The organism is Halogeometricum limi, assembly GCF_900115785.1.
Lineage (GTDB): Archaea > Halobacteriota > Halobacteria > Halobacteriales > Haloferacaceae > Halogeometricum > Halogeometricum limi.
In genome coordinates, this window is the sequence record NZ_FOYS01000003.1 from 148,575 (window position 1) to 173,319 (window position 24,745).

The window sequence follows — 24,745 nt, forward strand, 5'->3', positions numbered from 1 at the left end:
GGAAAAAGGTGGGCGTCCAAGCGACGAGCCCCGCTGCGTTCGCGAGACGAACGGACCGGTTCGCTCAAGCCCCGTCGTCCCCAACTCCGGACGATGGCAACGGGCTACAACGGCGTCTTCGGGGCCTTCCCGTACGCCTTTCGTCGCAGTCGCTCGCTCCTGTTCAAGTCGTACGTCGTGCTCAGCGGACTCGCCGTCGCGCTCATCTCGCTTTTCGTCGTCATCGCCCTCGTCGTCCTCCTCGGACAGACGGCGGCGGTGCAGGGCGGCTCGCTGACGCTCTCGCGGGCGTTCTACATCGTCGTCGGCCTCCTCGTCGTCTTCCCCGCCGTCGCGCCGACGCTCGTCGTCGCCCGCAGACACCGCCGCGACATCGAGTCCACGCCGCGATACGAGACGGCACTCGCCGTCGCGGGCTACCTGTTCTTGGCGTCGCTGTACCTCGGCGTCGTCGCCTCGATGCCCGAGACGTTCGTCCTGGACGGCGAGACGGTGACGCGGCCACCGCCCGCGGGGCTGTTCGCTCCGCTCGTCGCGTTCCTGTACGAGATTCCGCAGGCGCTCTCGTGGACGGTTCCGCTCGCGGGCGCACTCCTCATCGGCGTCGCGCACAAACTGTTCGGGTGAGAAGCGCCCGCTCCGAACGTCGAACTCCTCGGGAGGCGGACGAAACCGACAAGCGGCCGGACCGCCTACCGACGCCAATGACCGACGAAGAGCGAGTCGAAGGGACGTTTCTCGTGACCGCCGCGGACGAGGACTCTGCGGTGCTGAAGAACGTCGAGACCGGACAGGTGCACACGCTGTCTTCGAACCCCGGCGTCGAACGACACGACGCCGTGGCGGGCGTCGTCGCGCCCGACCCGCCGATGAACGTGTCGTACCAACTCGTCGACATCGAGTCGCGGTGGGGCGTCACCGTCGAGGTGTCAGACGAGTCGCCGACGGCGAACTCCCGAGAGATAGCCGACGGGCAACCGGTCGGCGAACTCACCCGGACCGAACGCGCGGGGACCGGCGAGATTCACGTCATCACCGTCCCCGAGGAAGAGACCGAACAGGCCGTCGCCGACGTGGCCAACGACGAGGAGAACACGCTCTCGCGCGCCGCGCGCCTCGGCGTGAACCGCGTCGAGATTCGCTCGCGTCCGGGCGTCGTCGTCGTCCGCTACATGCCCTGACTCTCTCCTCACTCCGCTTTACTCTACGACCCGCACGTCGAACTTCGCGGACCAGCGATAGCGTCGACCGCCCCAGACGAACGTCCGTCGGGCGATGCCGTAGGCGAACAGCGGAACCTGCAGGAGCATCACGGGGTACCCGAGGAGAAACGTCCACCGGCGGACGCCGAACGCGCGGTAGACGGCGAACGTGAGAAGCGTCGCGAACAGGAACATCGGGAGGGGGAACGCGACGCCGAGCACCGTGAGAATCGAGCCCAGAGCGAGCAACGCGGCGGTGTCCCGCGGTTCGTGTCGGTACACTATCTGCGTGAAGCGGACGTGTCGCTCGACGGACTCGCGGAGGCTCCCGCCGACGGGGACGAGTCGCGTCCGGCGGACCGGCGTCACGTCCAGGTGTTCCGAGAGGAGGCCGTCGTCGCTCACCGTCCGCCGGAGTTCCGCGAGGAACGCCGCCTCGTTCAGGTCGCTCCGTTCGAACACGACCGCTCCGCCCCACGCTTTCCGGTTCGCGTAGACGCCGAGCGTCCCGCCGAGGGCGTACAGCGGTTCTAAGAGCGTCGAGAGCGCGTCGCGCCCGACGAAGAACGGAACCTCCGTGACGGGTCCGTGCTGTTCGTAGTCGGCGTGGAGCGTCGAGAGCCAGTCCGAGGGCCGCGAGAAGTCGTCGTCGGTCCAGACGACTCGCTCGTGTCTCGCCGTTCGCATCCCGGTGGCGATGGCGTTGGCCTTCCCCGAACAGCCGTCCGGTTCGCCCGCGACGACGACGTCGACGCCGTCGGGGAGGGACGTCCGCGTGGCCACGGGGTCCGTCTCGGCGTCGCAAATCACGAGGAGTTCGTCGTCGGGGCCGAGTTGCGCGGCCACCTCGTCGCAGGCGTCGGTCCACCGCGTCGTGGGGAGGAGGACGCTCGTCGGTGGGGACATCGTGGTCGAGTCGTCTCGCGCCGATACTGTAAACCAATCGAAACTTGTGTGCGCGTCTCGACGGCCACGTATGAACCGCGAGCGCGTCGTCGTCCTCCTGTACTGCGCCTTCTTCGCGTCGGTGCTCGTCGAGAACGCCGTCTCCCTGTTCCTCGGCGACGGCGGGTGGCTACAGGTCGCTTTCGTCCTCCTCGTGGGCGTCGGACTGGTCGTCTTCGCCCGCGAGTACGCCGCGGACGCCTCCGACGAGAGCATCACCCGAATCACCGAGAACGACGCGTGGTTCTGGGCGATGGTGGTGGCCCTCTCGCTGTTCGTCGTCGCGAACCTGTACGACCTGTCTCGCGCCGTCTGACTCCGCCACCGACTCCCTACTCTCGTTCGTCCCGTCTCTTCCCCGACGTCGCCGCCGGCCCGCCCTTACTCTGGACGCGCCATCCGCCTTCGAGTTCGCCCGGTTCCGTCTCGCGCGTCGCGTACTCGATTTCGGTGTCCGACCCCATCCGCTCGGGGCCGTCCACCGACTCGATTCGGAGCGGGATGTCGAGCGAGTTCCCGCAACAGCCGACGTCGACGAACTCCTCCCAGGTGTGTCCGGGGGGCAGGTCGTCCAACACGCGCCGGAGGTACGTTCTGAACCGGTCGGTGTCGAGTTGGTCGCGCGCCCACGCGCTCAGTTCGTCCGGATAGGAGACGACGACGCGTCGGGCCGTCTCCGCCGCCGTCGCGTCCGTCTGTGTGTTCGGCATACTCGCTCCTACGCGCGCCACGTCATTATGTGGCACGGCCGTCGTCGAGACGCCGTCTCGTCGGAACCGACGGAGAGCCGTATAAGAAGGCTTATTCGGCGGCCCTGACGAACGCCACGCATGGTCGAGTTTACGGTACCGGAGGTAGATTACACCCGGTACACGAATCGCCAACTCGCCGCCGTCCCGTTGGCGGTGTTGGCGGTTGCGCTCCTCGTCGTCGCGGGTTGGTACGTCGCGACAGGCGCGCCGGTGAACCAAGGGATAGAGTTCACCGGTGGCACCGAGATACAGGTCGTCGTCGGCGACGGCGCGAACCCGGAAGAACAGATTCGACAGGCGTTTTCCGCCGAACCCGAGTCCATCCAGTCGGTTCCGGCCGAAGGCTCGCTCTACATCGTGACCTTCCAGTCGGGCGACGACTCGGGGCCGTCGGTGGGTGCTAACGAACTAGAGCAACAGGCCGAGAGCGCGGGCTTCGAGGTTCGCTCTATCTCCTCGGTCTCGGCGAGTTTCGGCGGTGACACGCAGACGCTCGCCCTCATCGGCGTCGGCATCGCGTTCCTCGGGATGAGTCTTCTCGTCTTCGCGATGTTCCGGTCGTTCGTCCCCTCCATCGCCGTCGTCATCTCGGCGTTCTCCGACATCGTCATCCCCGTCGCGTTGATGAACGTCCTCGGCATCGAACTCTCCCTCGGGACCGTCGCCGCACTGCTGATGCTCATCGGATACTCCGTCGACTCGGACATCCTGTTGAACAACCACATCCTCCGACGCTCCGGTGACTTCTACGAGTCCACCTACCGCGCGATGCGCACCGGTGTGACGATGACGCTCACCTCCATCGCGGCGATGATCGTCATGACCGTCACCGCGACGCTGTTCGGAATCCAGTTACTCGCGGCTATCGGGACCGTCCTCGTCTTCGGCCTCGCCGCCGACCTCATGAACACCTACCTACTCAACCTCAGTCTGCTTCGCTGGTACAAGTTCGAGGGGGTGAACCGATAATGGTGAGCCTGAGAGACAACTGGCGCGTCATCCTCCTGGTCGTGTTACTCCTCGTCTCGACGTTCGCGCTGTTCTCGCCCACGCTCGCCGACGGGGCGGGCGGCGGCGTGGCCCCCGGTAACGCCACCGCGGACGGCCCGACGAACCTCAAGTTCGGTCTCGAACTCTCCGGCGGGACGCGCATCCGCGCGCCGCTCGTCGGCCTGACCGCCGAGGAGGTTCAGTTCGGCGACGACCAACCGCGCGTGGTCGAACAGAACGTCGCCGAAAACATCGACGGTGCGACGTCTGCCGACGTCATCGCTCGGCAGTCGGCGAACGCCAGCACCGTCGAGGTGACCGCCGAGAACGTCACCCAACAGGAGTTCCGCACCGCACTCGAACGGGCCGACTACGAGTTCGAGACGATTCGCGACGGCGTCACAGAACAGACGCGGACGGAAGTCGTCGACATCCTCCGCGACAAGATCAACCAGGCCGGCCTCTCCGGCGGGTCCGTCCAGCAGGTGACGACGGCGACGGGCCAGCACTTCATCCGTATCGAAGTGCCGGACCGAGACACGAGCGAGGTTCAGCAACTCGTCTCCGAACGCGGGTCCGTCGTCGTCGAGGCGTACTACCCCGTCGAACAGAACGGCTCGCGGACGTACCAGTCCGACGTCGTCCTCGAACGCGACGACTTCCAGCGCATCGGAACCGCACAGGACACGCCGTCCGGTCCGGCCGTCCCCGTCACGGTGAAAGCCGCCGTCGCCGAGGAGTTCCAGCAGGCGATGGTCGACACCGGCGTCGCCCGTCCCGGCGGGTCGCGGTGCGACTACGAACGGAACCCCAACAGCACGGAGTCGTGCCTCCTCGTCGTCGTCGACGGCCAAGTGGTGAACTCCTTCGGGATGTCGCCCGGCCTCGCACAGAGCATGCGCAACGGCGAGTGGGCCGAGGACCCCGGCTTCCAACTCCAGACGCGTAACATCTCCGAGGCACAGCAGGTCGCCATCAACCTCCGCGCGGGTGCGCTCCCCGCGAAACTCGACTTCTCCGGCGACGACGGCGGGACCACGTCGTACATCTCGCCGAGTCAGGGGGCGAACTTCAAGACCGACTCGCTCATCACCGGCCTCGTCGCCGTCCTCGCGGTCAGCGGCGTCGTCTTCATCCGCTACAACGAGGTGAAGGTCGCCGCGCCGATGATCGTCACCGCACTCTCCGAGGTGGTCATCCTCCTCGGATTCGCCGCGGGTATCGGCTACCCCCTCGACCTCTCGGTCATCGCGGGGTTCATCGCCGTCATCGGGACGGGGGTGGACGACCTCATCATCATCGCCGACGAGGTGATGGCCGAAGGTGAGGTGTCCTCGCGCCGCGTCTTCCAGTCGCGCTTCCGCAAGGCGTTCTGGGTCATCGGCGCCGCCGCCGCGACGACCATCATCGCGATGTCGCCGCTGGCCGTCCTGTCGCTCGGTGACCTCCAAGGGTTCGCCATCTTCACTATCCTCGGCGTCCTGGTCGGCGTCCTCGTCACCCGACCGGCGTACGGTGACATCCTCCGCACGCTGACGACGACGGACCGCTGACGCCGCCGACGAACCCCGTTCGGGCGACATTCTTTCACCGCTTCGAAGCCCTAATCCTGTAGGCCCACGTTTAACCGTGGTACCGTGGCTACGATACGATGTACAGCGACGTGACCCAGTCGCCCGCTTCGCGCGGGAGACGACGCAGAAGACGAACACGTACACGATGTCCGCTGATGCCCCCCTGACGCAAGACGGAGTCGACGCCCCGTTCGCAGAACTCGCTACGGAAGCGCTGGTCGCGGCCGTCGTCGAGTACGACGACGAACCCGACGAGTGTACCATCTACCCCCTCCACGCCGACGAGGAAGAGCGCCTCACGACGTGGGTCTCTGCGAAGAGTGACACCTACGTCGACCTCGAAGCGATGCGCTGAATCCGCTCTCCGCCCCGTTCGTCACCCTCTCCTCCGACTCAAAACTCCGAGAGCGACGACTGCGACGCGGCCGCGAGGACGTCGTCGCACGTCGACCACGAGGTTCGCGCGCAGTCCGGGAGCGTTCCGGTCTCCTCGACGTACTGCCGCAGGAACTCGCGCGTCGTCGAGTCGCTCGGATATCCGCTTCCGACCGGGCCGTACGACTCGTACGCCGTGTCGATCCGTTCCATCCGCGCGTCGCGTTCGACCTTGGCGACGATGCTCGCCGCCCCCACGTGGACGTACGTCTCGTCCGCGCGGTGTTCCGAGGTGACGGAGACGTTCGCGCCCGCGTCGGCGACGCCGCGTCTGAGGCGTCTGCCGAACCGAGATTCGTCCACGTCGCCCGCGTCGGTCACCACGCTGTCGCCGTCCGCGGCGACGGCGGCGACGGCCTCGACGTGGGCGGCGACGGTCAGCCCGTTCATGTCCGTCTCGGGGTCGTCGATTCGCTCGGGTTCGACGAACGCGACGCCGACGGTGACGTCGTCGCTCTCGCGGAGCGTAGCCGCAATCTCCGCTCTGCGGGCGGGCGACAGACGCTTCGAATCGTCGATTCCCTCGGGGAGCGCCGCCGTCGGCGCGCGAATCGCGGCGGCGACCATCGGGCCGAGGACGGGTCCCTTGCCGGCCTCGTCGCTCCCGACGAGGACGGGCGACCGTTCGCTCATGCTCTCGCACTCGCCGGCGGAGACAAATCGGTTGTGGTGTCGCCGGTGGGAGACGGCGTCGGCGCTGTGGTGTTCGGCCGTCGGTGCTGTCGCGTTCGGCCGCCGGTACTCCTCAGTCGTCGGTGTTCGTCAGTATCCCGCCGTGGTCGTCATCCGCCTCCTCTGCGTCGTTCCGTAGTTCCTTCGCGGCGAGCGCTTCCCACTCGGGCATCGATTCGGAGTGATGGCACATGGTGTCTGTTCTCACACGAACCGTGCGACCCGAGCGTGGTAAGCGTTGTGACGCGTCGAAGAACGCGACGCCGTGAAGTCGGTTCAGTCCCGGAAGAACGACTCGTCTTCGAACTCCTCGCCGTCGCCGTAGACTCCCACCACGTCCAGCGCCGTCACGACGGCGTCGACGCCGAGGACGCCCGCGAGACTGGGTTTCGTCCGCCCCTCGTCGCCGGAGACGAGTTCCTTGATGTAGAGGCCGCCCGCGCCGTGAATCTCGACGACGGCGTGTCTGTCGTCCTCCCACTCGCCCGTCGCCTCGAACACCTCGCGGGTGCGCGTGAGGTTCGCACGCCGGTGGTCGACGCGGTTCGGCGTGTACTGTTCGATGGTCGCGCCGTCCAGTTCGTCGAGGGCGGCGGCGAGTTCGTCTTCGGATACGTCGTCGCCGAACTCCACGTCCGCGCGGTAGCGCTTCGAGGCGTTCAGTTCCTTCACGCGTTCGACCATGTCGTAGGCGGCGAGGCGGAGTCCCTCGACTTCGACTTTCCCCTCGGCGAAGGCGTTGATGTCGCCCTCCAGTCGCTCCACGTCCACGTTGCGGCGGCGGGGTTCCATTATCTCGATGACGAACGGACGGCCCGTCCCGAGCATCAGGGCGTCCACGTCCTCTCTGCCCGCGCCGTGGAACTTCGCGTCCGTGCCGTCCATCACGTCCATGACGACGGGTGCTGTCAGTCCCTCGACGCTCTCTTGGTACATGTAGCCCGTCCCGTCGCACTTGTCGCAGGGCTGTTTGCCGAGGTAGCCCGAACCGTGACACTTGTTACACGGCCACTCGGTCTGCGGGATGTCGCGTTCCAGTTTCCGGTAGCGGCCGTAGACGAACGTGGAGTTCACGTCGACTTCCACCTCGTCGGCGTCGATGTCGAGGAGGAACTGCACGTCCGGACGGCCGAACTCGACTTCGGTCTCGGTCAGCCGACCGAACCGTTTGCCGACTTCGCGGTTGAACTCCGATTTGAACAGTTCGCCGGCCTCGTCGTCCAGTCCGGCGCCCTCGCGCAGGAGGACTTCGTTCTCCTCGACGAGTGGCGGCGCACGCGTCCCGACCTGGTACGTGTCGAACTCGACGTCTTCGACGGCGGCGGCGCAGCGTTCAGCCCACTCGTCGAAGCGGGCACACTCGCCCTCGCACACCCAGCAGTCCTCGCGGGGCGTCTCTTCGATGTCCTCGTCGTCTTCGAGTGCGGCGGCGACTCGGAGGCTCCGCCCCCGTTCGGCGTTCGTCAGCCCGAAGCTCCGGTCGGCGAAGGGACGGCCCAGACAGGGGTCGCAGATGGGTCCCTGCGCGGCGAGCGCTCTGGCGTCCTCCAAGATACTCATACCGGGTGATGCGGGGGCGCGCGTTTCTGTCTTCCCCTTTCAGACGACGCCGGCGACGCCGAGGAGCCACCACGAGAGGACGACGACGCCCGCACCGAGTGCGAGGACGAAGAGAAAGAGGAGGACGCCCGCGACGGCGAGGACGCGCCCGTCGCGTTCCGCGCCCGAGGGGTCGACGCGTCGCGCTTCCAAGAGACGGACGTTCCGCCGGTTCGCCTTCCAGACGGCGTCGAACACGTCGCCGACCACTGGAATCGACCCGAACACGGCGTCGACGACGAGGTTGCCGACCATTCGCGCCACCGTCTCGCGGGGCGCGCCGAGGGCGGCGGCTTCGGCGACGATGTACGCCGAGACGGCGGCGGCGGGCACGTCGCCCGCGACGGGGAGCAGACCCAAGAGCGGGTCCAGTCCGATTCGGCGGTCGGTGCCGGGCACCCGAATCAGGTCGTCGAGGTAGTAGCTCAGGCGGCGGAGTCGCGCGAGGGCTTCCGCCTCCGGGTCGGCGGCGTCGGTCACGGGGCCGTAACGAACCACGCCGTCCACGGCGGTATCGGACGAACTCACGGGGGAACTGTCGCGACGCAGCGACTTAGCGCGTTCGTCGGATGGCGCGCCTCGGTGAGTCGGGGAGGGCCGAAACGGGAGCGACCTACTGCGGAGCCACGTCTCGCACCTCGCGGACGCCGAAACCGGCTTCGAGCGCGTCGCTCAGACCGCCGTCTGACGGGTCGCGGACGCGCATCGCGGCGTCCACCTCCACGCGCAAGTCGTTCAACGCGGGTCGTAAGCCGCTCACGTCGACGCGGTCCACGGCGACGACGCAGTCGACGGCGGCCAGACGGGCGCGGACGCCCTCCTGCAAGTCGCCGTCGGCGTCTCGCGTGACCAACACGGTCAGCGAGGCGCGAACGGGGTGGGTGTCGTGCTGTGCGTCGGGGGTTGGTTGGCTGATTGCCATAGGCTCCCGGCGCGAGTCGAACGCGCTCCCCGCGCCGCCGACGGCGACGCGAGACTGCCGACACGGGAGCGGTCCGGCGTGACCGACACGTCGGTCCGACGTGTCCGTGGCACTCAGGGCGTAGACGGGCCGCGCGAGAAGGGGCGGGCCGGTTCGTCTCGGGTGCGAGTCACACGAGGACGAAGCCGGTTTCCCGGACCCCGTCCGCGCGGCGCGACGTTACGCGCCGAGCGCGGACCGGACGCAGAGGGGGGACGTCTCGTCTCCGGAGACGCCCGCTCCGACGAATCCGATAGCCCACTCGTCGAGTGCGGCGGCCACTGCGGTGGCTACCGCGTGCGGCGGACGGCGAGTGGTGAGATATCGGGTCATCGGTGGCCTCTGCCCGCAGGGTCGCGGGACTCGATTCGAGCGACGGAGCGGGTCTACTTAACGTTTTTTCAGGCGTGTTTCGTGTTATCAGTACACGTCCGCCGCCTCCGCGCGGGCGACGAGTCGTCGCGCCATCTTGTTCGTCGCCTCGTCGACCATCTCGCCGTCGACGGAGACGGCGCCCTTCCCGTTGGCCGTCGCCTCCGCGTAGGCGTCGACGATGCGGCGGGCGCGTTCGGCCTCCTCGGGGTCGGGCGCGAACGTCTCGTTCGCGATTCGAATCTGACTCGGGTGGATGGCCCACTTGCCGTCACAGCCGAGCATGCTCGCGTTCCGGCAGGACTCGCGGAAGCCCTCGGGGTCGTCTATCTCCGCGTAGGGGCCGTCTATCACCTGCAACCCCTCGGCCTTCGCCGCGTGGGCGATGCGCGCGAGTTGGTAGTGCCAGTAGTGGCCGGGGTAGTCGCCGCCGGACCCGATGGTGAGACCCGCCGCGCCGACGCTCGCGGTGTAGTCGCCGGGACCGAACACGAGCGACTCCATCCGGTCGGAGGCGCGGGCTATCTCCGCGACGTTCGTCATCCCCGCGGCGGACTCTATCTGACACTGCAGGCCGATTCCGCCCTCGGGGAGGCCCTCGTTCGCCTCGACTTGGGTGAGGAGGTTGTCCACCGTCCGAACCGTCGCGGCGTCGTGACACATCGGGACCATGATGGTGTCGACGAAGCGTCCGGCCGCGCCGACGACTTCGATGACGTCGTCGTACCACCACTGCGTGTCCACGCCGTTCATGCGGTAGCACGCCCGCGTCTCCGACCAGTCGCCGGAGACCAGTCCGTCGATGACCGTCTCGCGGGCGTCGACTTTCTCGCCCGGAGCGACGGCGTCTTCGAGGTCTAAGAACGCCTCGTCCGCGCCGGACTGCGGTGCCTTCCGCACCATCTTCTCGTCGCTGCCGGGGGTCGCTAGCTGGCTTCGTCGTAACGTGGGGGTGATGTCGTCAGTCATCGCTCTCGATGGGTGTCTGTTGTTCTTCGGAGAACCCGTCGGAGTTCTCGATTCGCTCTCTGGCCTCGCGGTCGAACCGCATCTCGGTCTCCTGGTAGTCCGAGACGAACGCGAGTTCGTGGTGAGACTCGGTCGGGTGGCCGAGATATCGCTGTTCGAGGTCGAACTGCGCCTCCTCGTCCGTCTCCGCCAGCGCGCGGAAGTCCTCGAACACGCTGTGTGCGCCCGAGTGCAGGCCGAACAGCGTGATGAAGATGTACTCGTAGCCCAACTCGCCGAGTTCGGCGAACGTGAGCGGGTCGTCCTCCTTCGACCACGCGAACGACGAGGAGTAGTTGAACGCCAACTTCAGGTCCGGATGCGTCTCGTGGATGGTCTCGGCGTACGCGACGGCGTCCTCGCGGGAGGGGTCGGGCATCTCCGGCCAGACCATGTCCACGCCCGCGTCGGCGTACATCCGGCCTCGTTCGAGGTGTTCCTCCCAGTCACCGTTCGAAGAGCCGTAGGCGTCCGTGCGGGCGATGACGAACGTGTCCTCGGACTGCTTCGCGTCGACGGCCGCCTCGAAGCGCGCACGGGCCTTGTCGCGGGGGAGGATCTGCTTGCCCGCGATGTGACCGCACCGCTTCGGCGTCGTCTGGTCTTCGATGTGTATCGCGGCGACGCCCGCCTTCTCGTACTCGCGGACGGCGCGACGGACGTTGTGGACGCCGCCGTAGCCCGTGTCGCAGTCGGCGACGACCGGAAGCTCCGTCGCCTCGACGATGCGTTTTGCGTTCTCGACCATCTCGGTCATCGTCACCATCTCCAGGTCGGGGAAGCCGAACTGGCCCAACACCGTCGAGTATCCGCTCATGTAGGCGGCGTCGAGGCCGGCGAGTTCGGCCAGTCGCGCGTCGAGGGCGTGGAAGATACCCGGCGCGAAGACGAACGGTTGCTCGTCCAGCAGTCGGCGGAACTCGCGTCCGGCGGGGTTGTCGACGTCGCGGGTGAACACGTCCGCGCCCGTCGTCCGGTCGAACGGGTCGGAACTCATCGTCGCTCCTCCGTCTCCGGGTCCGTCGTCTCCTCGCGCATCCGCGTCTCCAGCCGGGTCAGTTGCGCGCGGAGCGCGGTGATGTCGCGTCGGAGACCACGCAGTTCCTCGTCGGGGTCCGGGCGCGTCGGGTCGGCGACGAACGGGACCAGTGGCGCTTCCATGTTCTCCTCGTTGTTCGGGTAGTCGCGCGTCGTCGGGCGACGGTCGGCCGGGTTCGTCGCGCGAGTCGGTCGTCGAGTCGATTCGGTCGTGTGGGTCGTCGGTGTCGTCATCTGGGGGGTCGTGTGGGTGGGTCGGGTCGGTCTGTCGGTCGATTCGGGCGGCGGTCAGTCGAACGGTGGGCGCGTACGGCGCCGGATACTGTCATGCTGTGTCACCTCGTCTGTCGACTCGACCATTCGGTAAATAAACATAATGATTGATAGTGTTAAAACTGAATAAGGGATATTAACGCCCTATATCGTCGTCGGAGGCGGTGCGTACTGTCGGCTTCACGTGCGCGCGCACGCGCGAAGCTCTCAAGTTCGTTCGACCCTGACCTCCGACTGCCTACATGACCGCAACAGACGTTCGTTCGGCGGACGGCGGCGAGACGCCCGACTACGAGGCGGTGTCGGTTCCAGTCCTCGTCGTCGGTGCCGGCGCCGCCGGGGCGCGGACGGCGATAGCACTGCGGGAACAGGGCGTCGAACCCCTCGTGGTCGGAAAACGCGACCACGGCGACGCTCACACGGTGTGGGCGGCGGGCGGTATCAACGCCGCCCTCGGGTCGCTGGACCCCGAGGACGACTGGGCGATTCACGCGGCCGACACGCTGAACGAGGGACACCACCTCAACGACCCCGAGGCGGTCGAACTCGTCACGAAGAACATGCCCGAACGCGTCCGCGAACTCGACGACTGGGGCGCGGACTTCGACCGGACCGACGACGGGAAGATAAACCAGCGCTACTTCGGCGCGCAGTCGTTCCGGCGGACGGTGTTCAACGGCGACCGGACGGGCGAAGCGGTCCTCGAAGCCCTCGTCTCGAAGGCCCGCGAGTTGGAGATTCCGTACCGAGAAAACGTGATGATAACGCGTCTCCTCTCGGACGGGGGCCGCGTCTACGGCGCGGCGGGCTACGACATGGCGGACGGGGACTTCGTCCAGTTCACCGCCGAACACGTCGTCCTCGCCGCGGGCGGGTTCTCGGGCGTCTACTCGCGGCACTCCTCGCGCGACGACGAGAACACCGGCGACGGCCCCGCACTCGCCTTCGAGGCCGGTGCGGACCTGATGGACGTGGAGTTCGTCCAGTTCCACCCGACGGGGATGGTCCAACTCGACGCGTACGAGGAGGACTGGTCGGGCGAACTCGTCACCGAGGCGGTCCGCGGCGAGGGCGGCCGTCTGTTCAACGCGGAGGGAGAGCGGTTCATGGAGCGCTACTCGCCGGACCAGATGGAACTGGACGCCCGCGACGTGGTCGCCAGAGCCATCGCCCAAGAGGTGCGCGAGGGCCGCGGCACCGAGAACGGCGGCGTCTTCCTCGACATCTCGCACCGCGAACGCGAGTTCATCGAGGACCGCCTGCCGAAGATGTACGAGCGGTTCCAGTCGCTCGGAATCGACATGGCCGAGGAACCGGTCGAAGTCGCGCCGACCGCCCACTACACCATGGGCGGCGTCGACGTCGACGTCCACACCGGCGAGACGAGCGTCGACCGCCTCCACGTCGTCGGCGAGACGATGGCGGGCGTCCACGGCGCGAACCGCCTCGGCGGTAACTCGCTGGCCGAAACCGTCGCCGTCGGCGAAGTCGTCGGGACGCACATCGGCGAACGGATGGCCGACGAGGAGACGACCGACCTCCCGAACGGCGTTCGCGCCCTCGCCGAACGCGAGTTCCGCGCGCTGTCGGACCTCGAAACCGCCGACGGCGACACGACGCCGCGCGAACTCTGGGCGGCACTCCGCGAGGTGATGTGGGAACACGCGGGCATCCTCCGCGACGAGGAGACGCTACAGGCGGGCATCGACCGCATCGCCGAGATTCGCGACCGGACCGGTGACCTGCGCGTCGACGGCGACCGGACGAGTCGGGAGTTCGAGTTCGCCGTCGACCTCTCGTTCATGCTGACGATGGCCGAGACGACGCTCCGGGCGGCGAAGTACCGAACCGAGTCACGCGGCGCACACTTCCGCGAGGACCACCCCGATACCGACGACGACTGGCGCGTGAACGTCCTCGCCAGTCGCGGTGACACCGGCTACGACCTCTTCACGCGAGGCGTCGGCGCGCCGAGCGAAGCGGTCCGCGAGGCCCTCGACGAGGGCCACGAACTCGACTACCACCACTTAGAGTGAAGTCGAGTCGAACGGGCGACCACCGAGCGACGCCGCGACGAGCGTGAGACGCCTTCGCACCCGATTCCGCGGTCGGAGCGCTTAATCCGCCGAATAACGGAGTAGCCCGTACCGAATGTCTTCTGCGATACGGATACGAGACCTACGCAAGTCGTACGGCGACGTGCAGGCGTTGGACGGCGTCGACCTCGACGTTCCCGAGGGCTCTTTCTTCGGTCTCCTCGGCCCGAACGGCGCGGGGAAGACCACGTTCATCAACGTCCTCGTCGGCCTCGTCCGCAAATCGGGCGGGACGGCCGAGGTGTTCGGCTACGACGTGGAGGACGACTACCGCGAGGCCCGCGACAGAATCGGCCTCGCCCCGCAGGAGTTCAACGTCGACCGCTTCTTCCCCATCCGCGAAGTGCTCCAGCACAAGGCGGGCTACCACGGCGTCTCCGAGTCCGAGGCCCGCGAACGCGCCGACGAGGTGCTGAAGCGCGTCGGCATCTACGACAAGCGCGACACGCGCTTCGACTGGCTCTCGGGCGGGATGAAGCGGCGGTTCGTGCTCGCGCGCGCCCTCATCACCGACCCGGACCTCCTCATCCTCGACGAACCGACGGCCGGGGTGGACGTGCAACTCCGCCACGAACTCTGGGAGACCATCACCGAACTGAACGACGGCGGCACGACCATCCTGCTCACCACCCACTACATCGAAGAGGCCGAACGCCTCTGCGACGAGGTGGCCATCCTGGACTCCGGGCGCGTCGTCGAGGTGGCGAGTCCGGAGGAACTGATGGACCGCGGCACCGACGATATCGTCGTCTCGCTCCGCGACGAACCGACCGCAGTCCCCGACTTCGCCGCCGAAGACGACAGAGTCGAAGCCGTCGAACTGGACGGGACGAAACTCGTCGTCACCGCTCGCGAGGGAGGACTCGTCGCTCCCGACGTGGTGAGGAAACTCGACGCGGCGGGCCACGAGATAGTCGATTTGGAGATATCGCGCACCTCGCTCGAAGAGGTGTTCGTCGAGATGACCCGAACGGACGAAGAGCGCGCGACCGAACGGTCGAGCGACGCGGACGACGCGCCGAGCGACGCGACGGACGATGGCGGTGCGGGCGACGCCGCGGCGATGGAGGCGGAACGATGAGCGTCGACCGAACGGGCTTCTACGCCCTGCTCAAACGCGAAGTGCTCCGGTTCGTTCGTCGCCCCCGCAACACGTTCGTCCCGCCGTTCATCACGAACGTGCTGTACTTCTCGGTGTTCGGCGTCATCCTCGGCGAGCGAATCAACGAGATATCGGGCGTACCGTACATCCTCTTTATCCTCCCCGGTCTCATCGTCCTCGGCGCGGTGTCGAACGCCTTCGAGAACGCCTCGTTCTCCATCTTCCACGGGCGGTGGAACCGCTACATCGAAGAAGTGCTCACCTCGCCGCTGTCGTACCGGTCGATGGTCGGCGCGTACGTCCTCTCCTCTGCGACGCGGGGCATCGTCGTCGGCGCACTCGTCGCCGTCATCGGCGCGTTCTTCACCAGCGTCGGCGTCGCTCGCCCGTTCTACCTCGTCGCGTTCATGGTCGTCGTCACCCTGCTGTTCGCCAGTTTCGGCATCGTCGGCGGCCTCTGGGCCGACGACTTCGACGACCTGACGATGATGAACCAGTTCATCCTCCGACCGCTGGTGTTCTTCGGCGGCGTGTTCTACTCGCTGAACGAACTGCCGACACTCCTCAGGCAGGTGTCGCTTCTGAACCCGATGATATATATGGTCAACGGCGTCCGCTACGGCTTCCTCGGCGTCAGCGAGGTGAACGCGAACCTCTCTCTGGCCATCCTGACCGCCCTCACCCTCGCCGTCACCGCCGTCAACGTCGTTCTCTTCCGGCGCGGCTACGGGCTGACGGACTGAGTCGGACGGCTCCTCGCTCCGACCTCGCACCGTAACGCTCAATCGACAGCCCTCGGCAGTTCGACCATGACCGACTCTCTCCGCGTTCTCGTCACCGGCGGCGCGTCCGGTATCGGCCGCGCGACGGTTCGACGCCTCCGCGCCTGCGGCCACGACGTGGCCGTTCTCGACTGCGACGACGACGCCCTCTCGGACCTGCCGAACGACGTCGAGACGCACGTCTGCGACGTGACCGACGAGGACGCCGTCCGCGACGCCGTCTCGCTCGTCGCCGAAGACGGCATCGACGTGCTCCTCCCCTGTGCGGCCTACTACGAACTCGGTGCGGTCGAAGACGTGCCCGGCGAACTCGTCGAAACACAGTTCGGCGTCAACGTCTTCGGCGTCCTCACCGTCGCCCGCGCCGCCCTGCCCGCCCTCCGCGAGTCGGGCGGTCGAATCGTCACCGTCGCCTCCGTCCTCGGACGCGTCACGCTCCCGTACCACGGCGTCTACTGCGCGACGAAACACGCCGTCGAGTCGCTCTCGGACGCCCTCCGCGTCGAACTCGCTCCGCACGGCGTCGACGTCGTAATCGTCGAACCCGGTCCGGTCAGGACGGGATTCAACGACCGCGCGAAGGCGCGACTCGACCGGTACGGCGAGACGCCGTACGCCGACGCCTACGACCGAGTCAGACGCAACTTCGACGCCGGTGGCGTGACGCCGGAACGCGTCGCCGACACCGTCGTCACGGCAGTCGAGACGGACGACCCGAAGGCCCGCTACCCGGTGACGTGGCAAGCGCGCGTCCTGCCCGTCCTCCGTCTCCTCCTGCCGACGTGGGCGTTCGACAGACTCGTCCGGGCGGAACTGGAGCGGCGAGGGGCGTTCGGGACGGTTCGGGAACTGCTCGGCTGGTAGCGGCTCCGAACGGGATGTCCGGCCGGACCGCCGATGTACCCACCCTCGCGTGCCTGTTGAGGTGGACTTTTTCTCTCGGCTTCGAAACGAGGGGGTATGAACGTAGACGGGAACGCGGACTTAGACCGCTTCACCTCCCGACGCTCGACCGTGTACGGACAGCGTGGCGTCGTCGCCACGAGCCAACCGCTCGCCGCCGAGGCGGGCATCCAGATGCTCAGAGAGGGCGGCAACGCCTTCGACGCGGCCGTCGCCACCGCGGCGGCCCTGAACGTCGTCGAACCCACCTCGACCGGACTGGGCGGCGACGTGTTCGCGCTCTACCGCACCGCCGACGGCGAGGTGGGAGCGATGCGCGCCTGCGGGGGCGCGCCCGCCGACGCGACCATCGAGAACGTCCGCGAGGCGGTTGCGGACGAGGAAGCTATCGACCCCGAGGACGCTTCGATGCCCGACACGGGCGCGCACACCGTCACCGTCCCCGGGACGGCCCGCGGGTGGGAAGTGACGTCCGAGGAGTTCGGCGATCTGACGCTCGCCGAGGCTCTCCAACCGGCGATTCGGTACGCCACCGAGGGCTACCCCGTGAGCGAGATTATCGCCGACGCGTGGACGCACGGTGAGGACCTGTTCGAGACGGACAACGCCCGCGACGCCTTCCTGTTCGACGGGGAGTCGCCCGACGTCGGCCAGAGAGTCACCTTACCGAACCTCGGCTCGACGATGGAACGAATCGCCGAGGAGGGCGCGGACGTCGTCTACGAGGGCGACATCGCCGAAGAGATAGCCGAAGAAGTGCAGTCGCAGGGCGGGTTCATGACCGTCGACGACCTCGCCGACTTCGAAGTCGAGTTCCCGACGCCCGTCTCCACGACGTACAACGGCGCGGAGGTGTACGAACTCCCGCCGAACAACCAGGGCCTCATCGCGCTGGAAGCGCTCAACATCGCCGAAGCAATCGGCGCACACGAGTACGAACTCGGTTCTCCGGAGCGTATCCACTACTTCGGCGAGGCGATGAAACTCGCGTTCCACGACGGCCACCGCTACATCACCGACCCCGAGTACGAGCAGATTCCACCGCTCGCCTCGAAGGAGTGGGCCGAGAGGCGCGCCGAGGAGATAGGCGAGGAGGCCAACGACGACGTGTCGTTCGGCGTCCCCGACGCGAACGCGGAGGACACCGGCGGACGTAGTCCGCCGAGCCCCCGGGAGCCTCCGGAGCCTCCCGAGGACGCGGACACCGTCCTCCTCACCGTCGCCGACGACGAGGGCAACGTCGTCTCCTACATCAACTCCCGGTTCGCCGGGTTCGGTTCCGGACTCGTCGCGGGCGACACCGGAATCGCCCTCCAGAACCGCGGCAGTTCGTTCTCGCTCGACCCCGACCACCCGAACCGCCTCGAACCCGAGAAGCGGCCGTTCCACACGCTCATCCCCGGCCTCGTGAAGTTCGACGAGGACGACTGGGCGGCGTTCGGCGTCATGGGCGGCTACATGCAACCGCAGGGGCACGTCCAACTCGTCTCGAACGTCGTCGACTACGGGATGCCGCTGCAAGCGGCGCTGGACTACCCCCGCTGGCGCTACCGAGAGGACGGGACGCTCGCCATCGAAGAGCGCACGAGCGACAGTCTCGGCACGAAGCTCACCCGCAAGGGTCACGACGTGCGCCTGCTCTACCCGAGTCTGTTCGGCGGCGCGCAGATAGCTCGAAACGACGGCGGCACGCTCTCGGCGGCGACTGAACCGCGAAAAGACGGTAACGCGCAGGGCTACTGACGCGCCCCCGTCGCCGACGTGGACGCGTCTCTCGTTCAGCGACCCGCCGCGGCGACGACGGCGAGTCCGCACAGGGAGACGACGCCGAACGCGACGGCCACCAGTCCGACCACGGCGCGTCCGAGCGCTGGGGGCGAGACCAGAGCCGACGTTCCATCAACTGATTTACCAGTACACCGCTCTCGGGAGACAATTCGGGAAACAGTCAAGTCTGTCCGCCGAACATAGCCGTTCGATGACGAAGCTGAACCGTCGCGGCTTTCTCGCTCGACTCGGTGCGGGTGCCGCGAGCGTCGCCGCGGTTCCGACCATCGCCGCCGGGCGGCCCGACGAGGGGTTCTCACCGGAGACGCACGGGTTCGGCTTCCGCAACTGGGCGGGGAACGAACGGGCGTACCCCGGCCACGAGCACCGCGCGGTGTCGCGCGAGCGAGTGCGAGAGTGCGTCGACGACGACTGGCGGGGGCCGTTCGCCGACCTGTTCGGCACGCCCGTCGGTGACCTCCCCGAGGCCCTCGTCGGACTGGTCTCCTCGCAGATTCGCGTCGCGGCCGCGCAGTTGTCCTCGACGGACGGTCACTGCTACGGCATGACGTTCTCCGCGCAGGAGTTCTTCGAGGACCCCGACACGCTCCCCGACGGCGTGGACAACGCCGCCGCGTTGCGGACGCCCGAGGTGCCCCGAGAGTCGGGCGGAACCATCGGCAACCGCATCGACGAGTACCAGTCGACGCAGTTGCTCGACGTTCACTCGTGGCTGGGACGGCACCGGATGCTCCGCCCGAAGCAGATAGACCACGCGGCCGAACTCGCGGCGCTGAGCGCGACTATCGACGCGTTCGGTACCGCGGGCGTGACCGTCGTGAACAGCGAGACCCGCCTTTCACACCAGATTCTCGTCTACGACTACGAGGAGACGACGAACGGGACGCGCCTCCTCGCGTACGACCCGAACGTCCCCGCGGGGCCGTATCGGCGAGGCTTCCGCCGTGCGCTGACCGTTCGCCCGAACCGCGCGCGCCCCATCGCGGACTACGACCCCTACGACAGTCTCGTGTTCAATCGCTGGGACCGCGCGATTCGCGCCGACAGCGACGTGACGACGCCGCGACGAACCGGCGACGGCGACGACTTCTCGCACCTCCTCGAACGCGCCGTCCGATTCACCACTACCTCGCCGAACGTGTCGCTCTCCGTCGTCGCTCCCGACGGAACGCCGGTAGGTCGGAACGTCGCCGAGAAGATGAACCGCAGTCACACCGACGTGTACGGGATGCGCTATCGCTACGACGCGCCGCCCGGCGATTACCGACTCTCCGTCGTCGGCCGGCGGAAAGCTACTTACGAGTTACGCGCCGAGGCGGCCGGGTTCGCCGGGTCGTTCCTCGACGACGCGGTCACGGCGACGGTCGGTCCGGGCGAAGTCCGCGAGTACGTCGCTCGGATTCCCGAGTCGGCCGACGAGACGGGGTCGCTTCGAGAACGGGGTCGCTACTCGCTCTCGGCGCTCCGGCGGGGTATCGACGTTCCGAACCTCGTCGCGGGCGCGGCGGGCGGGGCGGCCCTCTCGGCGTATCTCGCGCGCCGACTCTCCTGAACTCACTCCGCGCCGAGTTCGACGGTCGTCTCCGCGCGCGGCGACGCCCGGCCGGTGACGTTGTCGGTGACGCGCGCCCGAAGCGCGTACGCTCCCTCGTCGACGCCCGACACGTCGAGTTCCAGGGCGTTCTCCGCCAGCGTCTGGTCTCTGTCGAGAGTGAGACGGACGCGCGTCGTCGCCTCTCGGACGGTGGCGCCGTCGCGTGCCAGTTCGACGGTCACGTCCGCGTCCGCCTCGCCGGACCCGCCCGCGCCGGGATGGACGGGATAGTCGTAGTTGACGGCGGCCGTGAGCGTCTCGCCCGCCACTCGGTCGGTCTGTTCTGTCACCACGTCGCCCACGCGCGACCAGTCGGTGACGGCGCGGACGAGGTTCACCTCGGGGCCGGCGACGCGCGACCGGAGGGCGTCGACGTCGGCTTCTAACTCCGCTATCTGCTCCTCGCGCGCGGCCAGTTTCGCCTCCAACTCGGCGATACGGACGCGGCGGTCCGTCACCGCGTCCGCTTCGACGACGGTGTAGCCCAGACACCCGCTCGTCGCCCCGAGGCCGACGGCACCCGCGACTGCGAGGAGTTCACGACGGTTCATATCCGGTCGTCGTATTCGACGGAGATAATCCCTCGTGGGGACCGGTCGCGAGGCCGGCGACCGACGGAGGTAAACGCCGCCCGCGCGTACGACGCGCCGACAGATGCCTTCCGGGAACGGACCTGCGGCCGAACGGCAGGACCGCTACGGTTTCGACGACACGAAGAGCCCCATCGCCGAGGCACTCGGGAAGTTCGTCCCGCAACCGCTGGTCAGACGCGGCCTCTCGGTCACCGTCGAGACGGACCGCGAACGCTACGCCCTCGGCGACGCCGTCGAGTTCACCGTGACGGTGACGAACCACCTCCCGCTTCCCGTCGCCGTCGAGACGCCGACGCGACGCCTCTGGGGGTGGACGGTCGACGGCGAACTGGAGGCGAGCAACGAGCAGATATACCTCCCGCCGTCGCCGACGAAACTCTCCTTTCGCGCGAACGAGTCGAAGACGTTCACGCAGACGTGGAACGGCCTCCTCAAACGCGTCGGCGACGACGACACGCCGACGCGGTGGGTCGAACCCGCACCCGGAACGCACGAACTCGCGGCGTTTCTCGCCCTCGGAGACGACCGCCCCGAGGACGCCACGGAGATACGAATCGAGCGCTGACGACGTCGTTCTCGGCCGTTTTCGCGCGCTGTGACTCGGTCGAGAAGGTGTAAAACGCGAAAAACAGGTCGCGGCCGCGGTCAGTCGTCGGCGACGCTGCCGTCGATGCTGTCCCGGTGGAGGTGACACGCCGCGAAGTGGCGACTGGCTCCGTGTTCCGCCTCCACCTCGTACGACGGCACCTCCTTCGCGCAGATGCTCTGCTCTGCGAACGACTCGGCCATCCGCTCCTCGGCGGCGTCCCAGTCGTCGCTCAGGACGTCGTCGATGCTCGACTCGACGATGGAGCCCGCTTCGCCGGACGGCGTGCCGTCGGGGAAGAACTCCCCGCGGAGCGACGCCTCGCCGTCCGCCTCGAACGTGCGGCGTTCGGTCTCGCGCATGAACTCCTTTATCTGGTCCCACTGGGTGTCCGAGAGGTCGTACTCGTCGGGCGCGATGAGTCGCGGACACCGCGTCCGGAACCGGCACCCGGACGGCGGGTCGATGGGCGACGGCACGTCGCCTTCGAGGACGCCGCGTTGGCCGCCCGCCCGCGGGTCGGGAACCGGAATCGACTGCAGGAGCGCCCGCGTGTACGGGTGCTGTGGGTTCTCGAACAGCTCTTCGGTGTCCGAGAGTTCGACCAACTGTCCGAGGTACATCACGGCGACGCGGTCGGAGATGTGCCGGATGACGGAGAGGTCGTGACTGATGAACAGGTAGGTGAGACCGAACTCTTCCTGCAGGTCACGCATCGTGTTCAGCACCTGCGCCTGGATGGAGGCGTCGAGCGCCGAGGTGGGTTCGTCACAGACGATGAAGTCCGGGTTGACCGCGAGTGCGCGAGCGAGGTTGACGCGCTGTCGCTGCCCGCCGGAGAACTGGTGCGGATAGCGATTGTAGTGCTGGGGGTCGAGACCGACTTTCTCCAGGAGCATCCGCGCGCGCTGCTCGCGTTCGCCCTCGTAGAGGCCGTGGGCCTTCATCGGTTCCTCGACGATGGGGCCGACCTTCATCCGCGGGTCCAGCGAGGACTGCGGGTCCTGGAAGATCATCTGCATGTCCTCGCGCATCGAGCGGAGTTCCTCCCCGCTCATCTCCGCGAGGTTGTCGTCTTTGAACCACACCGCACCGTCGGTGGGTTCGAGGAGGCGAAGCACCGTTCGCGCGAGCGTGGACTTGCCACACCCGGACTCGCCGACCAGACCCAGCGTCTCGCCTTTGGCGATATCGAACGTCACGTCGTCGACGGCTTTCACTTCCTCGTCGTTGAACAGACTCGCGATGAGTCCGCTTCCCTGACTGAAGTACTTCGTCAGGCCTTCGACCCGGAGCAGCGTGTCCCCGAAGCCGATATCGTCGGTGCTCTCTGACATCATAGCCTTGCTCATTGTCCGTCACCTCGCGCTTCGACGAGTCCACCGCTGAACGCGTCCGTCGCCTCCGTGTCGAGGGATTCGGCGTCGTCGTACCCGACGTCCTCGTACTTCACGCACGAGACGAAGTGAGAGGACTCGTCGGGGTCGCTCACGTCTTGATACGTCGGGTGGACCTCTTTACAGACGGTCCGCGCCTCCGGACACCGAGTGTGGAACCGACACCCCGACGGCGGGTTGATGGCCTCGGGCATGACGCCCTTTATCGGATTGAGTTCGTCGACGCTCTGGTCCGGTCGCGGGATGGAGTTCAAGAGCGCCTCCGTATACGGGTGCCGCGTCGCGTGGAACAGGTCGTCCACGTCGGCCTGTTCGATGATTTCGCCGAGGTACATCACGTTCACGCGGTCGCATATCTCGGCGACGACGCCCAGGTCGTGCGTGACCCAGACGAACGACGTGTTGTACTTCTGCTGGAGGTCCTCGACCAGGTCGAGAATCTGCCCCTCGACGGTCACGTCGAGCGCCGTCGTCGGTTCGTCGGCGATGATGAGGTCGGGTTCGCAGGCGAGCGCCATCGCGATGATGACGCGCTGGCGCATCCCGCCCGAGAACTGGTGCGGGTAGCTCTCGTAGCGCTTCTCGGGTTCGGGGATGCCGACCTCCCGAAGCATGTCGACGGCGATCTCCTTCGCGCGCTTCGAGGAGACGTCGCGGTTTATCTCGATGAACTCGCGGAGCTGTGCGCCGACCTTGAACACGGGGTTCAGCGCCTCCATCGGGTCCTGGAAGATGATCGCTATCTCCCGACCGCGAATCTGCTTTCGCATCTCCTCGTTCGAGAGCATCTCGGGGGACCGGCGGAGTTCGCCGTCCGGTCCCTCCTCGAAGTCGACGATCTTCTTTCCTTTGTACGTCACCGTGCCGCCGACGATTTCGCCGGGGTCTTCGACCAGTCGCATTATCGAACTCGTCGCGACCGACTTACCGGCGCCGGACTCGCCCACGAGGCCGACGAGTTCCCCTTCGTTCACCTCGAAGGAGATGCCGTCCACCGCGCGGACGGTCCCCTCCTCGGTGAAGAACTGCGTCTTCAGGTTCTCGACTTTGAGTATTGGTTCGCTCATTAGTTGTTGATCCGTGGGTCGAGTGCGTCACGCAGGCCGTCACCGATGAGGTTGAAACCGACGACGGTAATCAGGATGGCGATGCCCGGCCAGATGCTGAACCACGGGTTCGGCAGCATGTACTGCCGGGAGTTAGACAGCATCTGTCCCCACGACGGCGTCGGCGGCTGCGCCCCGTAACCGAGGAACGACAGTCCGGCGATGATGAGGATGTTCACACCGACCTGCAGCGTCGCCTGCACGAGGATGGGTGCGAAACTGTTCGGGATGACGTGCCGAAGGATGATGTCGCGGTCGCGGACCCCGGCCGCGCGCGCGGCCTCGATGTAGTCCTCCTCGCGCACCGAGAGCACGCGCGAGCGGATGAGGCGGGCGAACGTCGGGATGGTCGCGATACCGACACCGATCATCGCGAACGTCAGATTCCGTCCGAATGCGGTCATGAACGCGATGACCAGGATGAGGAACGGGATGGCGTACAGCGTCTCGGAGCCGCGCATGAGGGCGTCGTCGATCCAGCCGCCGTAGTAGCCGGCGACCGCGCCGACGAGCATCCCGAGCACCATCGCGATACCGGTCGCGACGATGCCGACGGTGATGGCGATGCGCGTCCCGTAGAACAGTCGGATGAGGACGTCGCGCCCGCGGTGGTCGGTTCCGAGCGGGTGCGCCCACGTGCCGGGCTGGTCGGGGTAGAGCTGGTTCGTCATGTAGACGGGCGGGCGGAGAATCTGGCCGGTCCCGTCGACGACGGGGTTGACCCAGAACGTGTTCGCGAGCAGGTACTGCTCGATACCGAGGTTCGCGAAGAACGTGAAGTCCGAGAGGAAGTCGAACAAGACGCCGTCGACGAAGGCGATGAACGCCACGAGCGTCATGAACGCGATGACGGCCAGTCCGGCCAGCGCCGTCGGGTCGCGCTTGACCTGCGAGAGGGTGTACCGAAGACCGACTCGTGCCTCTGGCTGTTCGGGTCCGCTCTCGTCTGCGTCAGTTCTGTTTGTTGCGTTCGACAT

The 24,745-nt window shown here is 67.2% G+C and carries 28 protein-coding genes; 13 read left to right on the forward strand and 15 right to left on the reverse strand.

The features are described 5' to 3' along the window. Positions 1-93: 93 nt before the first annotated feature. Together BM282_RS09480 and BM282_RS09485 are read left to right on the forward strand one after the other, a co-directional pair. The gene (locus BM282_RS09480) at positions 94-627 is read left to right on the forward strand and encodes a hypothetical protein (RefSeq protein WP_089879906.1); all 534 of its coding nucleotides are present in this window, start codon (positions 94-96) and stop codon (positions 625-627) included. A gap of 77 nt (positions 628-704) precedes the next feature. After that, a complete protein-coding gene (locus tag BM282_RS09485; protein WP_089879909.1) occupies positions 705-1,181 on the forward strand; it encodes a DUF5812 family protein in 477 nt (158 codons plus the stop codon). A gap of 18 nt (positions 1,182-1,199) precedes the next feature. Here the strand turns inward: BM282_RS09485 and BM282_RS09490 are convergent, their stop codons facing one another. Beyond that, entirely contained in the window at positions 1,200-2,108 is a 909-nt protein-coding gene (locus tag BM282_RS09490; protein ID WP_089879914.1) for a glycosyltransferase family 2 protein, read from the reverse strand. A gap of 70 nt (positions 2,109-2,178) precedes the next feature. Between BM282_RS09490 and BM282_RS09495 the strand changes: the two genes are divergently transcribed. Then, positions 2,179-2,463 carry a hypothetical protein gene (locus BM282_RS09495; protein WP_089879918.1) on the forward strand — a complete coding sequence of 95 codons (285 nt, stop codon included), beginning with the start codon at positions 2,179-2,181 and terminating at the stop codon, positions 2,461-2,463. A gap of 16 nt (positions 2,464-2,479) precedes the next feature. On the opposite strand, the gene BM282_RS09500 is transcribed toward BM282_RS09495, so the two are convergent. Continuing rightward, entirely contained in the window at positions 2,480-2,857 is a 378-nt protein-coding gene (locus BM282_RS09500; protein ID WP_089879921.1) for a hypothetical protein, read from the reverse strand. A 120-nt stretch (positions 2,858-2,977) separates the two neighbouring features. Here BM282_RS09500 and secF point away from each other — a divergent pair, with 120 nt between their 5' ends. The 3 genes from secF to BM282_RS09515 all read left to right on the forward strand — a co-directional run bounded on the left by secF (position 2,978) and on the right by BM282_RS09515 (position 5,818). Beyond that, a complete protein-coding gene (secF, locus tag BM282_RS09505) occupies positions 2,978-3,868 on the forward strand; it encodes a protein translocase subunit SecF (RefSeq protein ID WP_089879924.1) in 891 nt (296 codons plus the stop codon). Next, the gene (locus BM282_RS09510; protein WP_089879927.1) at positions 3,868-5,442 is read left to right on the forward strand and encodes a preprotein translocase subunit SecD; all 1,575 of its coding nucleotides are present in this window, start codon (positions 3,868-3,870) and stop codon (positions 5,440-5,442) included. Before secF ends, BM282_RS09510 begins: the two co-directional genes overlap by 1 nt. 166 nt (positions 5,443-5,608) lie before the next feature. After that, positions 5,609-5,818, forward strand: a complete 210-nt coding sequence (locus BM282_RS09515) for a DUF7511 domain-containing protein (protein WP_089879930.1) — start codon at positions 5,609-5,611, stop codon at positions 5,816-5,818. A gap of 38 nt (positions 5,819-5,856) precedes the next feature. On the opposite strand, the gene rnhB is transcribed toward BM282_RS09515, so the two are convergent. The 9 genes from rnhB to BM282_RS09550 all read right to left on the reverse strand — a co-directional run bounded on the left by rnhB (position 5,857) and on the right by BM282_RS09550 (position 11,782). Beyond that, complete coding sequence (gene rnhB, locus BM282_RS09520; protein ID WP_089879933.1) at positions 5,857-6,531, reverse strand: ribonuclease HII; 675 nt, start codon at positions 6,529-6,531, stop codon at positions 5,857-5,859. Positions 6,532-6,643: 112 nt separating this feature from the next. Next, positions 6,644-6,778, reverse strand: a complete 135-nt coding sequence (locus tag BM282_RS18940; RefSeq protein ID WP_281244793.1) for a hypothetical protein — start codon at positions 6,776-6,778, stop codon at positions 6,644-6,646. A 68-nt stretch (positions 6,779-6,846) separates the two neighbouring features. Further along, positions 6,847-8,130 (reverse strand): tRNA pseudouridine(54/55) synthase Pus10, encoded by a 1,284-nt coding sequence (locus tag BM282_RS09525; protein WP_089879936.1) that lies wholly within the window; start codon positions 8,128-8,130, stop codon positions 6,847-6,849. Positions 8,131-8,169: 39 nt separating this feature from the next. Next, complete coding sequence (locus tag BM282_RS09530; RefSeq protein WP_089879938.1) at positions 8,170-8,697, reverse strand: DUF4112 domain-containing protein; 528 nt, start codon at positions 8,695-8,697, stop codon at positions 8,170-8,172. An 85-nt stretch (positions 8,698-8,782) separates the two neighbouring features. Next, positions 8,783-9,091 (reverse strand): hypothetical protein, encoded by a 309-nt coding sequence (locus BM282_RS09535; protein ID WP_089879942.1) that lies wholly within the window; start codon positions 9,089-9,091, stop codon positions 8,783-8,785. Positions 9,092-9,310: 219 nt separating this feature from the next. After that, positions 9,311-9,463: a hypothetical protein gene (locus BM282_RS18510; RefSeq protein ID WP_175501471.1), complete on the reverse strand. Its 153-nt coding sequence runs from the start codon at positions 9,461-9,463 to the stop codon at positions 9,311-9,313. 87 nt (positions 9,464-9,550) lie between these two features. Beyond that, the gene (locus BM282_RS09540; RefSeq protein WP_089879945.1) at positions 9,551-10,471 is read right to left on the reverse strand and encodes an HpcH/HpaI aldolase/citrate lyase family protein; all 921 of its coding nucleotides are present in this window, start codon (positions 10,469-10,471) and stop codon (positions 9,551-9,553) included. Continuing rightward, positions 10,464-11,507, reverse strand: coding sequence for an isocitrate lyase (gene aceA / locus BM282_RS09545; protein WP_089879948.1), 1,044 nt, complete (start codon positions 11,505-11,507; stop codon positions 10,464-10,466). The genes BM282_RS09540 and aceA overlap by 8 nt, the downstream gene beginning before the upstream one ends. Further along, positions 11,504-11,782: a hypothetical protein gene (locus BM282_RS09550; protein ID WP_089879951.1), complete on the reverse strand. Its 279-nt coding sequence runs from the start codon at positions 11,780-11,782 to the stop codon at positions 11,504-11,506. The genes aceA and BM282_RS09550 overlap by 4 nt, the downstream gene beginning before the upstream one ends. A gap of 281 nt (positions 11,783-12,063) precedes the next feature. On the opposite strand from BM282_RS09550, the gene BM282_RS09555 reads away from it, so the two are divergent. From BM282_RS09555 to BM282_RS09580, 6 genes are all read left to right on the forward strand, one after another. Next, positions 12,064-13,857 (forward strand): L-aspartate oxidase, encoded by a 1,794-nt coding sequence (locus BM282_RS09555; RefSeq protein ID WP_089879953.1) that lies wholly within the window; start codon positions 12,064-12,066, stop codon positions 13,855-13,857. Between the two features lie 115 nt (positions 13,858-13,972). Beyond that, positions 13,973-14,998: an ABC transporter ATP-binding protein gene (locus tag BM282_RS09560; RefSeq protein WP_089879956.1), complete on the forward strand. Its 1,026-nt coding sequence runs from the start codon at positions 13,973-13,975 to the stop codon at positions 14,996-14,998. Next, on the forward strand, positions 14,995-15,762 hold the full coding sequence (locus BM282_RS09565) for an ABC transporter permease (protein WP_089879959.1): 768 nt from the start codon (positions 14,995-14,997) through the stop codon (positions 15,760-15,762). Before BM282_RS09560 ends, BM282_RS09565 begins: the two co-directional genes overlap by 4 nt. Positions 15,763-15,828: 66 nt before the next feature. Continuing rightward, on the forward strand, positions 15,829-16,665 hold the full coding sequence (locus BM282_RS09570; protein WP_089879962.1) for an SDR family oxidoreductase: 837 nt from the start codon (positions 15,829-15,831) through the stop codon (positions 16,663-16,665). A gap of 96 nt (positions 16,666-16,761) precedes the next feature. Next, on the forward strand, positions 16,762-18,447 hold the full coding sequence (ggt, locus tag BM282_RS09575) for a gamma-glutamyltransferase (protein ID WP_089879967.1): 1,686 nt from the start codon (positions 16,762-16,764) through the stop codon (positions 18,445-18,447). 235 nt (positions 18,448-18,682) lie between these two features. Then, positions 18,683-20,044, forward strand: coding sequence for a hypothetical protein (locus BM282_RS09580; protein ID WP_089879970.1), 1,362 nt, complete (start codon positions 18,683-18,685; stop codon positions 20,042-20,044). Between the two features lie 2 nt (positions 20,045-20,046). Here BM282_RS09580 and BM282_RS09585 read toward each other — a convergent pair whose 3' ends face one another. Beyond that, a complete protein-coding gene (locus tag BM282_RS09585; RefSeq protein WP_089879974.1) occupies positions 20,047-20,637 on the reverse strand; it encodes a hypothetical protein in 591 nt (196 codons plus the stop codon). A 103-nt stretch (positions 20,638-20,740) separates the two neighbouring features. Between BM282_RS09585 and BM282_RS09590 the strand changes: the two genes are divergently transcribed. Next, positions 20,741-21,244, forward strand: coding sequence for a hypothetical protein (locus BM282_RS09590; RefSeq protein WP_089879979.1), 504 nt, complete (start codon positions 20,741-20,743; stop codon positions 21,242-21,244). A gap of 80 nt (positions 21,245-21,324) precedes the next feature. Here the strand turns inward: BM282_RS09590 and BM282_RS09595 are convergent, their stop codons facing one another. The 3 genes from BM282_RS09595 to BM282_RS09605 are packed head-to-tail and all read right to left on the reverse strand — an operon-like array spanning position 21,325 to position 24,745. Continuing rightward, complete coding sequence (locus BM282_RS09595; RefSeq protein ID WP_089879982.1) at positions 21,325-22,617, reverse strand: ABC transporter ATP-binding protein; 1,293 nt, start codon at positions 22,615-22,617, stop codon at positions 21,325-21,327. Continuing rightward, positions 22,614-23,729 (reverse strand): ABC transporter ATP-binding protein, encoded by a 1,116-nt coding sequence (locus BM282_RS09600; RefSeq protein ID WP_089879985.1) that lies wholly within the window; start codon positions 23,727-23,729, stop codon positions 22,614-22,616. Before BM282_RS09600 ends, BM282_RS09595 begins: the two co-directional genes overlap by 4 nt. After that, a complete protein-coding gene (locus tag BM282_RS09605) occupies positions 23,729-24,745 on the reverse strand; it encodes an ABC transporter permease (protein WP_089881104.1) in 1,017 nt (338 codons plus the stop codon). Before BM282_RS09605 ends, BM282_RS09600 begins: the two co-directional genes overlap by 1 nt.

Bases quoted from the DNA above. Each gene is read 5' to 3' on its own strand.
- BM282_RS09480 (WP_089879906.1), top strand. From the start codon at position 94: ATGGCAACGGGCTACAACGGCGTCTTCGGGGCCTTCCCGTACGCCTTT.
- BM282_RS09485 (WP_089879909.1), top strand. From the start codon at position 705: ATGACCGACGAAGAGCGAGTCGAAGGGACGTTTCTCGTGACCGCCGCG.
- BM282_RS09490 (WP_089879914.1), bottom strand. From the start codon at position 2,108: ATGTCCCCACCGACGAGCGTCCTCCTCCCCACGACGCGGTGGACCGAC.
- BM282_RS09495 (WP_089879918.1), top strand. From the start codon at position 2,179: ATGAACCGCGAGCGCGTCGTCGTCCTCCTGTACTGCGCCTTCTTCGCG.
- BM282_RS09500 (WP_089879921.1), bottom strand. From the start codon at position 2,857: ATGCCGAACACACAGACGGACGCGACGGCGGCGGAGACGGCCCGACGC.
- secF (WP_089879924.1), top strand. From the start codon at position 2,978: ATGGTCGAGTTTACGGTACCGGAGGTAGATTACACCCGGTACACGAAT.
- BM282_RS09510 (WP_089879927.1), top strand. From the start codon at position 3,868: ATGGTGAGCCTGAGAGACAACTGGCGCGTCATCCTCCTGGTCGTGTTA.
- BM282_RS09515 (WP_089879930.1), top strand. From the start codon at position 5,609: ATGTCCGCTGATGCCCCCCTGACGCAAGACGGAGTCGACGCCCCGTTC.
- rnhB (WP_089879933.1), bottom strand. From the start codon at position 6,531: ATGAGCGAACGGTCGCCCGTCCTCGTCGGGAGCGACGAGGCCGGCAAG.
- BM282_RS09525 (WP_089879936.1), bottom strand. From the start codon at position 8,130: ATGAGTATCTTGGAGGACGCCAGAGCGCTCGCCGCGCAGGGACCCATC.
- BM282_RS09535 (WP_089879942.1), bottom strand. From the start codon at position 9,091: ATGGCAATCAGCCAACCAACCCCCGACGCACAGCACGACACCCACCCC.
- BM282_RS18510 (WP_175501471.1), bottom strand. From the start codon at position 9,463: ATGACCCGATATCTCACCACTCGCCGTCCGCCGCACGCGGTAGCCACC.
- BM282_RS09540 (WP_089879945.1), bottom strand. From the start codon at position 10,471: ATGACTGACGACATCACCCCCACGTTACGACGAAGCCAGCTAGCGACC.
- aceA (WP_089879948.1), bottom strand. From the start codon at position 11,507: ATGAGTTCCGACCCGTTCGACCGGACGACGGGCGCGGACGTGTTCACC.
- BM282_RS09550 (WP_089879951.1), bottom strand. From the start codon at position 11,782: ATGACGACACCGACGACCCACACGACCGAATCGACTCGACGACCGACT.
- BM282_RS09555 (WP_089879953.1), top strand. From the start codon at position 12,064: ATGACCGCAACAGACGTTCGTTCGGCGGACGGCGGCGAGACGCCCGAC.
- BM282_RS09560 (WP_089879956.1), top strand. From the start codon at position 13,973: ATGTCTTCTGCGATACGGATACGAGACCTACGCAAGTCGTACGGCGAC.
- BM282_RS09565 (WP_089879959.1), top strand. From the start codon at position 14,995: ATGAGCGTCGACCGAACGGGCTTCTACGCCCTGCTCAAACGCGAAGTG.
- BM282_RS09570 (WP_089879962.1), top strand. From the start codon at position 15,829: ATGACCGACTCTCTCCGCGTTCTCGTCACCGGCGGCGCGTCCGGTATC.
- ggt (WP_089879967.1), top strand. From the start codon at position 16,762: ATGAACGTAGACGGGAACGCGGACTTAGACCGCTTCACCTCCCGACGC.
- BM282_RS09580 (WP_089879970.1), top strand. From the start codon at position 18,683: ATGACGAAGCTGAACCGTCGCGGCTTTCTCGCTCGACTCGGTGCGGGT.
- BM282_RS09585 (WP_089879974.1), bottom strand. From the start codon at position 20,637: ATGAACCGTCGTGAACTCCTCGCAGTCGCGGGTGCCGTCGGCCTCGGG.
- BM282_RS09590 (WP_089879979.1), top strand. From the start codon at position 20,741: ATGCCTTCCGGGAACGGACCTGCGGCCGAACGGCAGGACCGCTACGGT.
- BM282_RS09595 (WP_089879982.1), bottom strand. From the start codon at position 22,617: ATGAGCAAGGCTATGATGTCAGAGAGCACCGACGATATCGGCTTCGGG.
- BM282_RS09600 (WP_089879985.1), bottom strand. From the start codon at position 23,729: ATGAGCGAACCAATACTCAAAGTCGAGAACCTGAAGACGCAGTTCTTC.
- BM282_RS09605 (WP_089881104.1), bottom strand. From the start codon at position 24,745: ATGTCGAACGCAACAAACAGAACTGACGCAGACGAGAGCGGACCCGAA.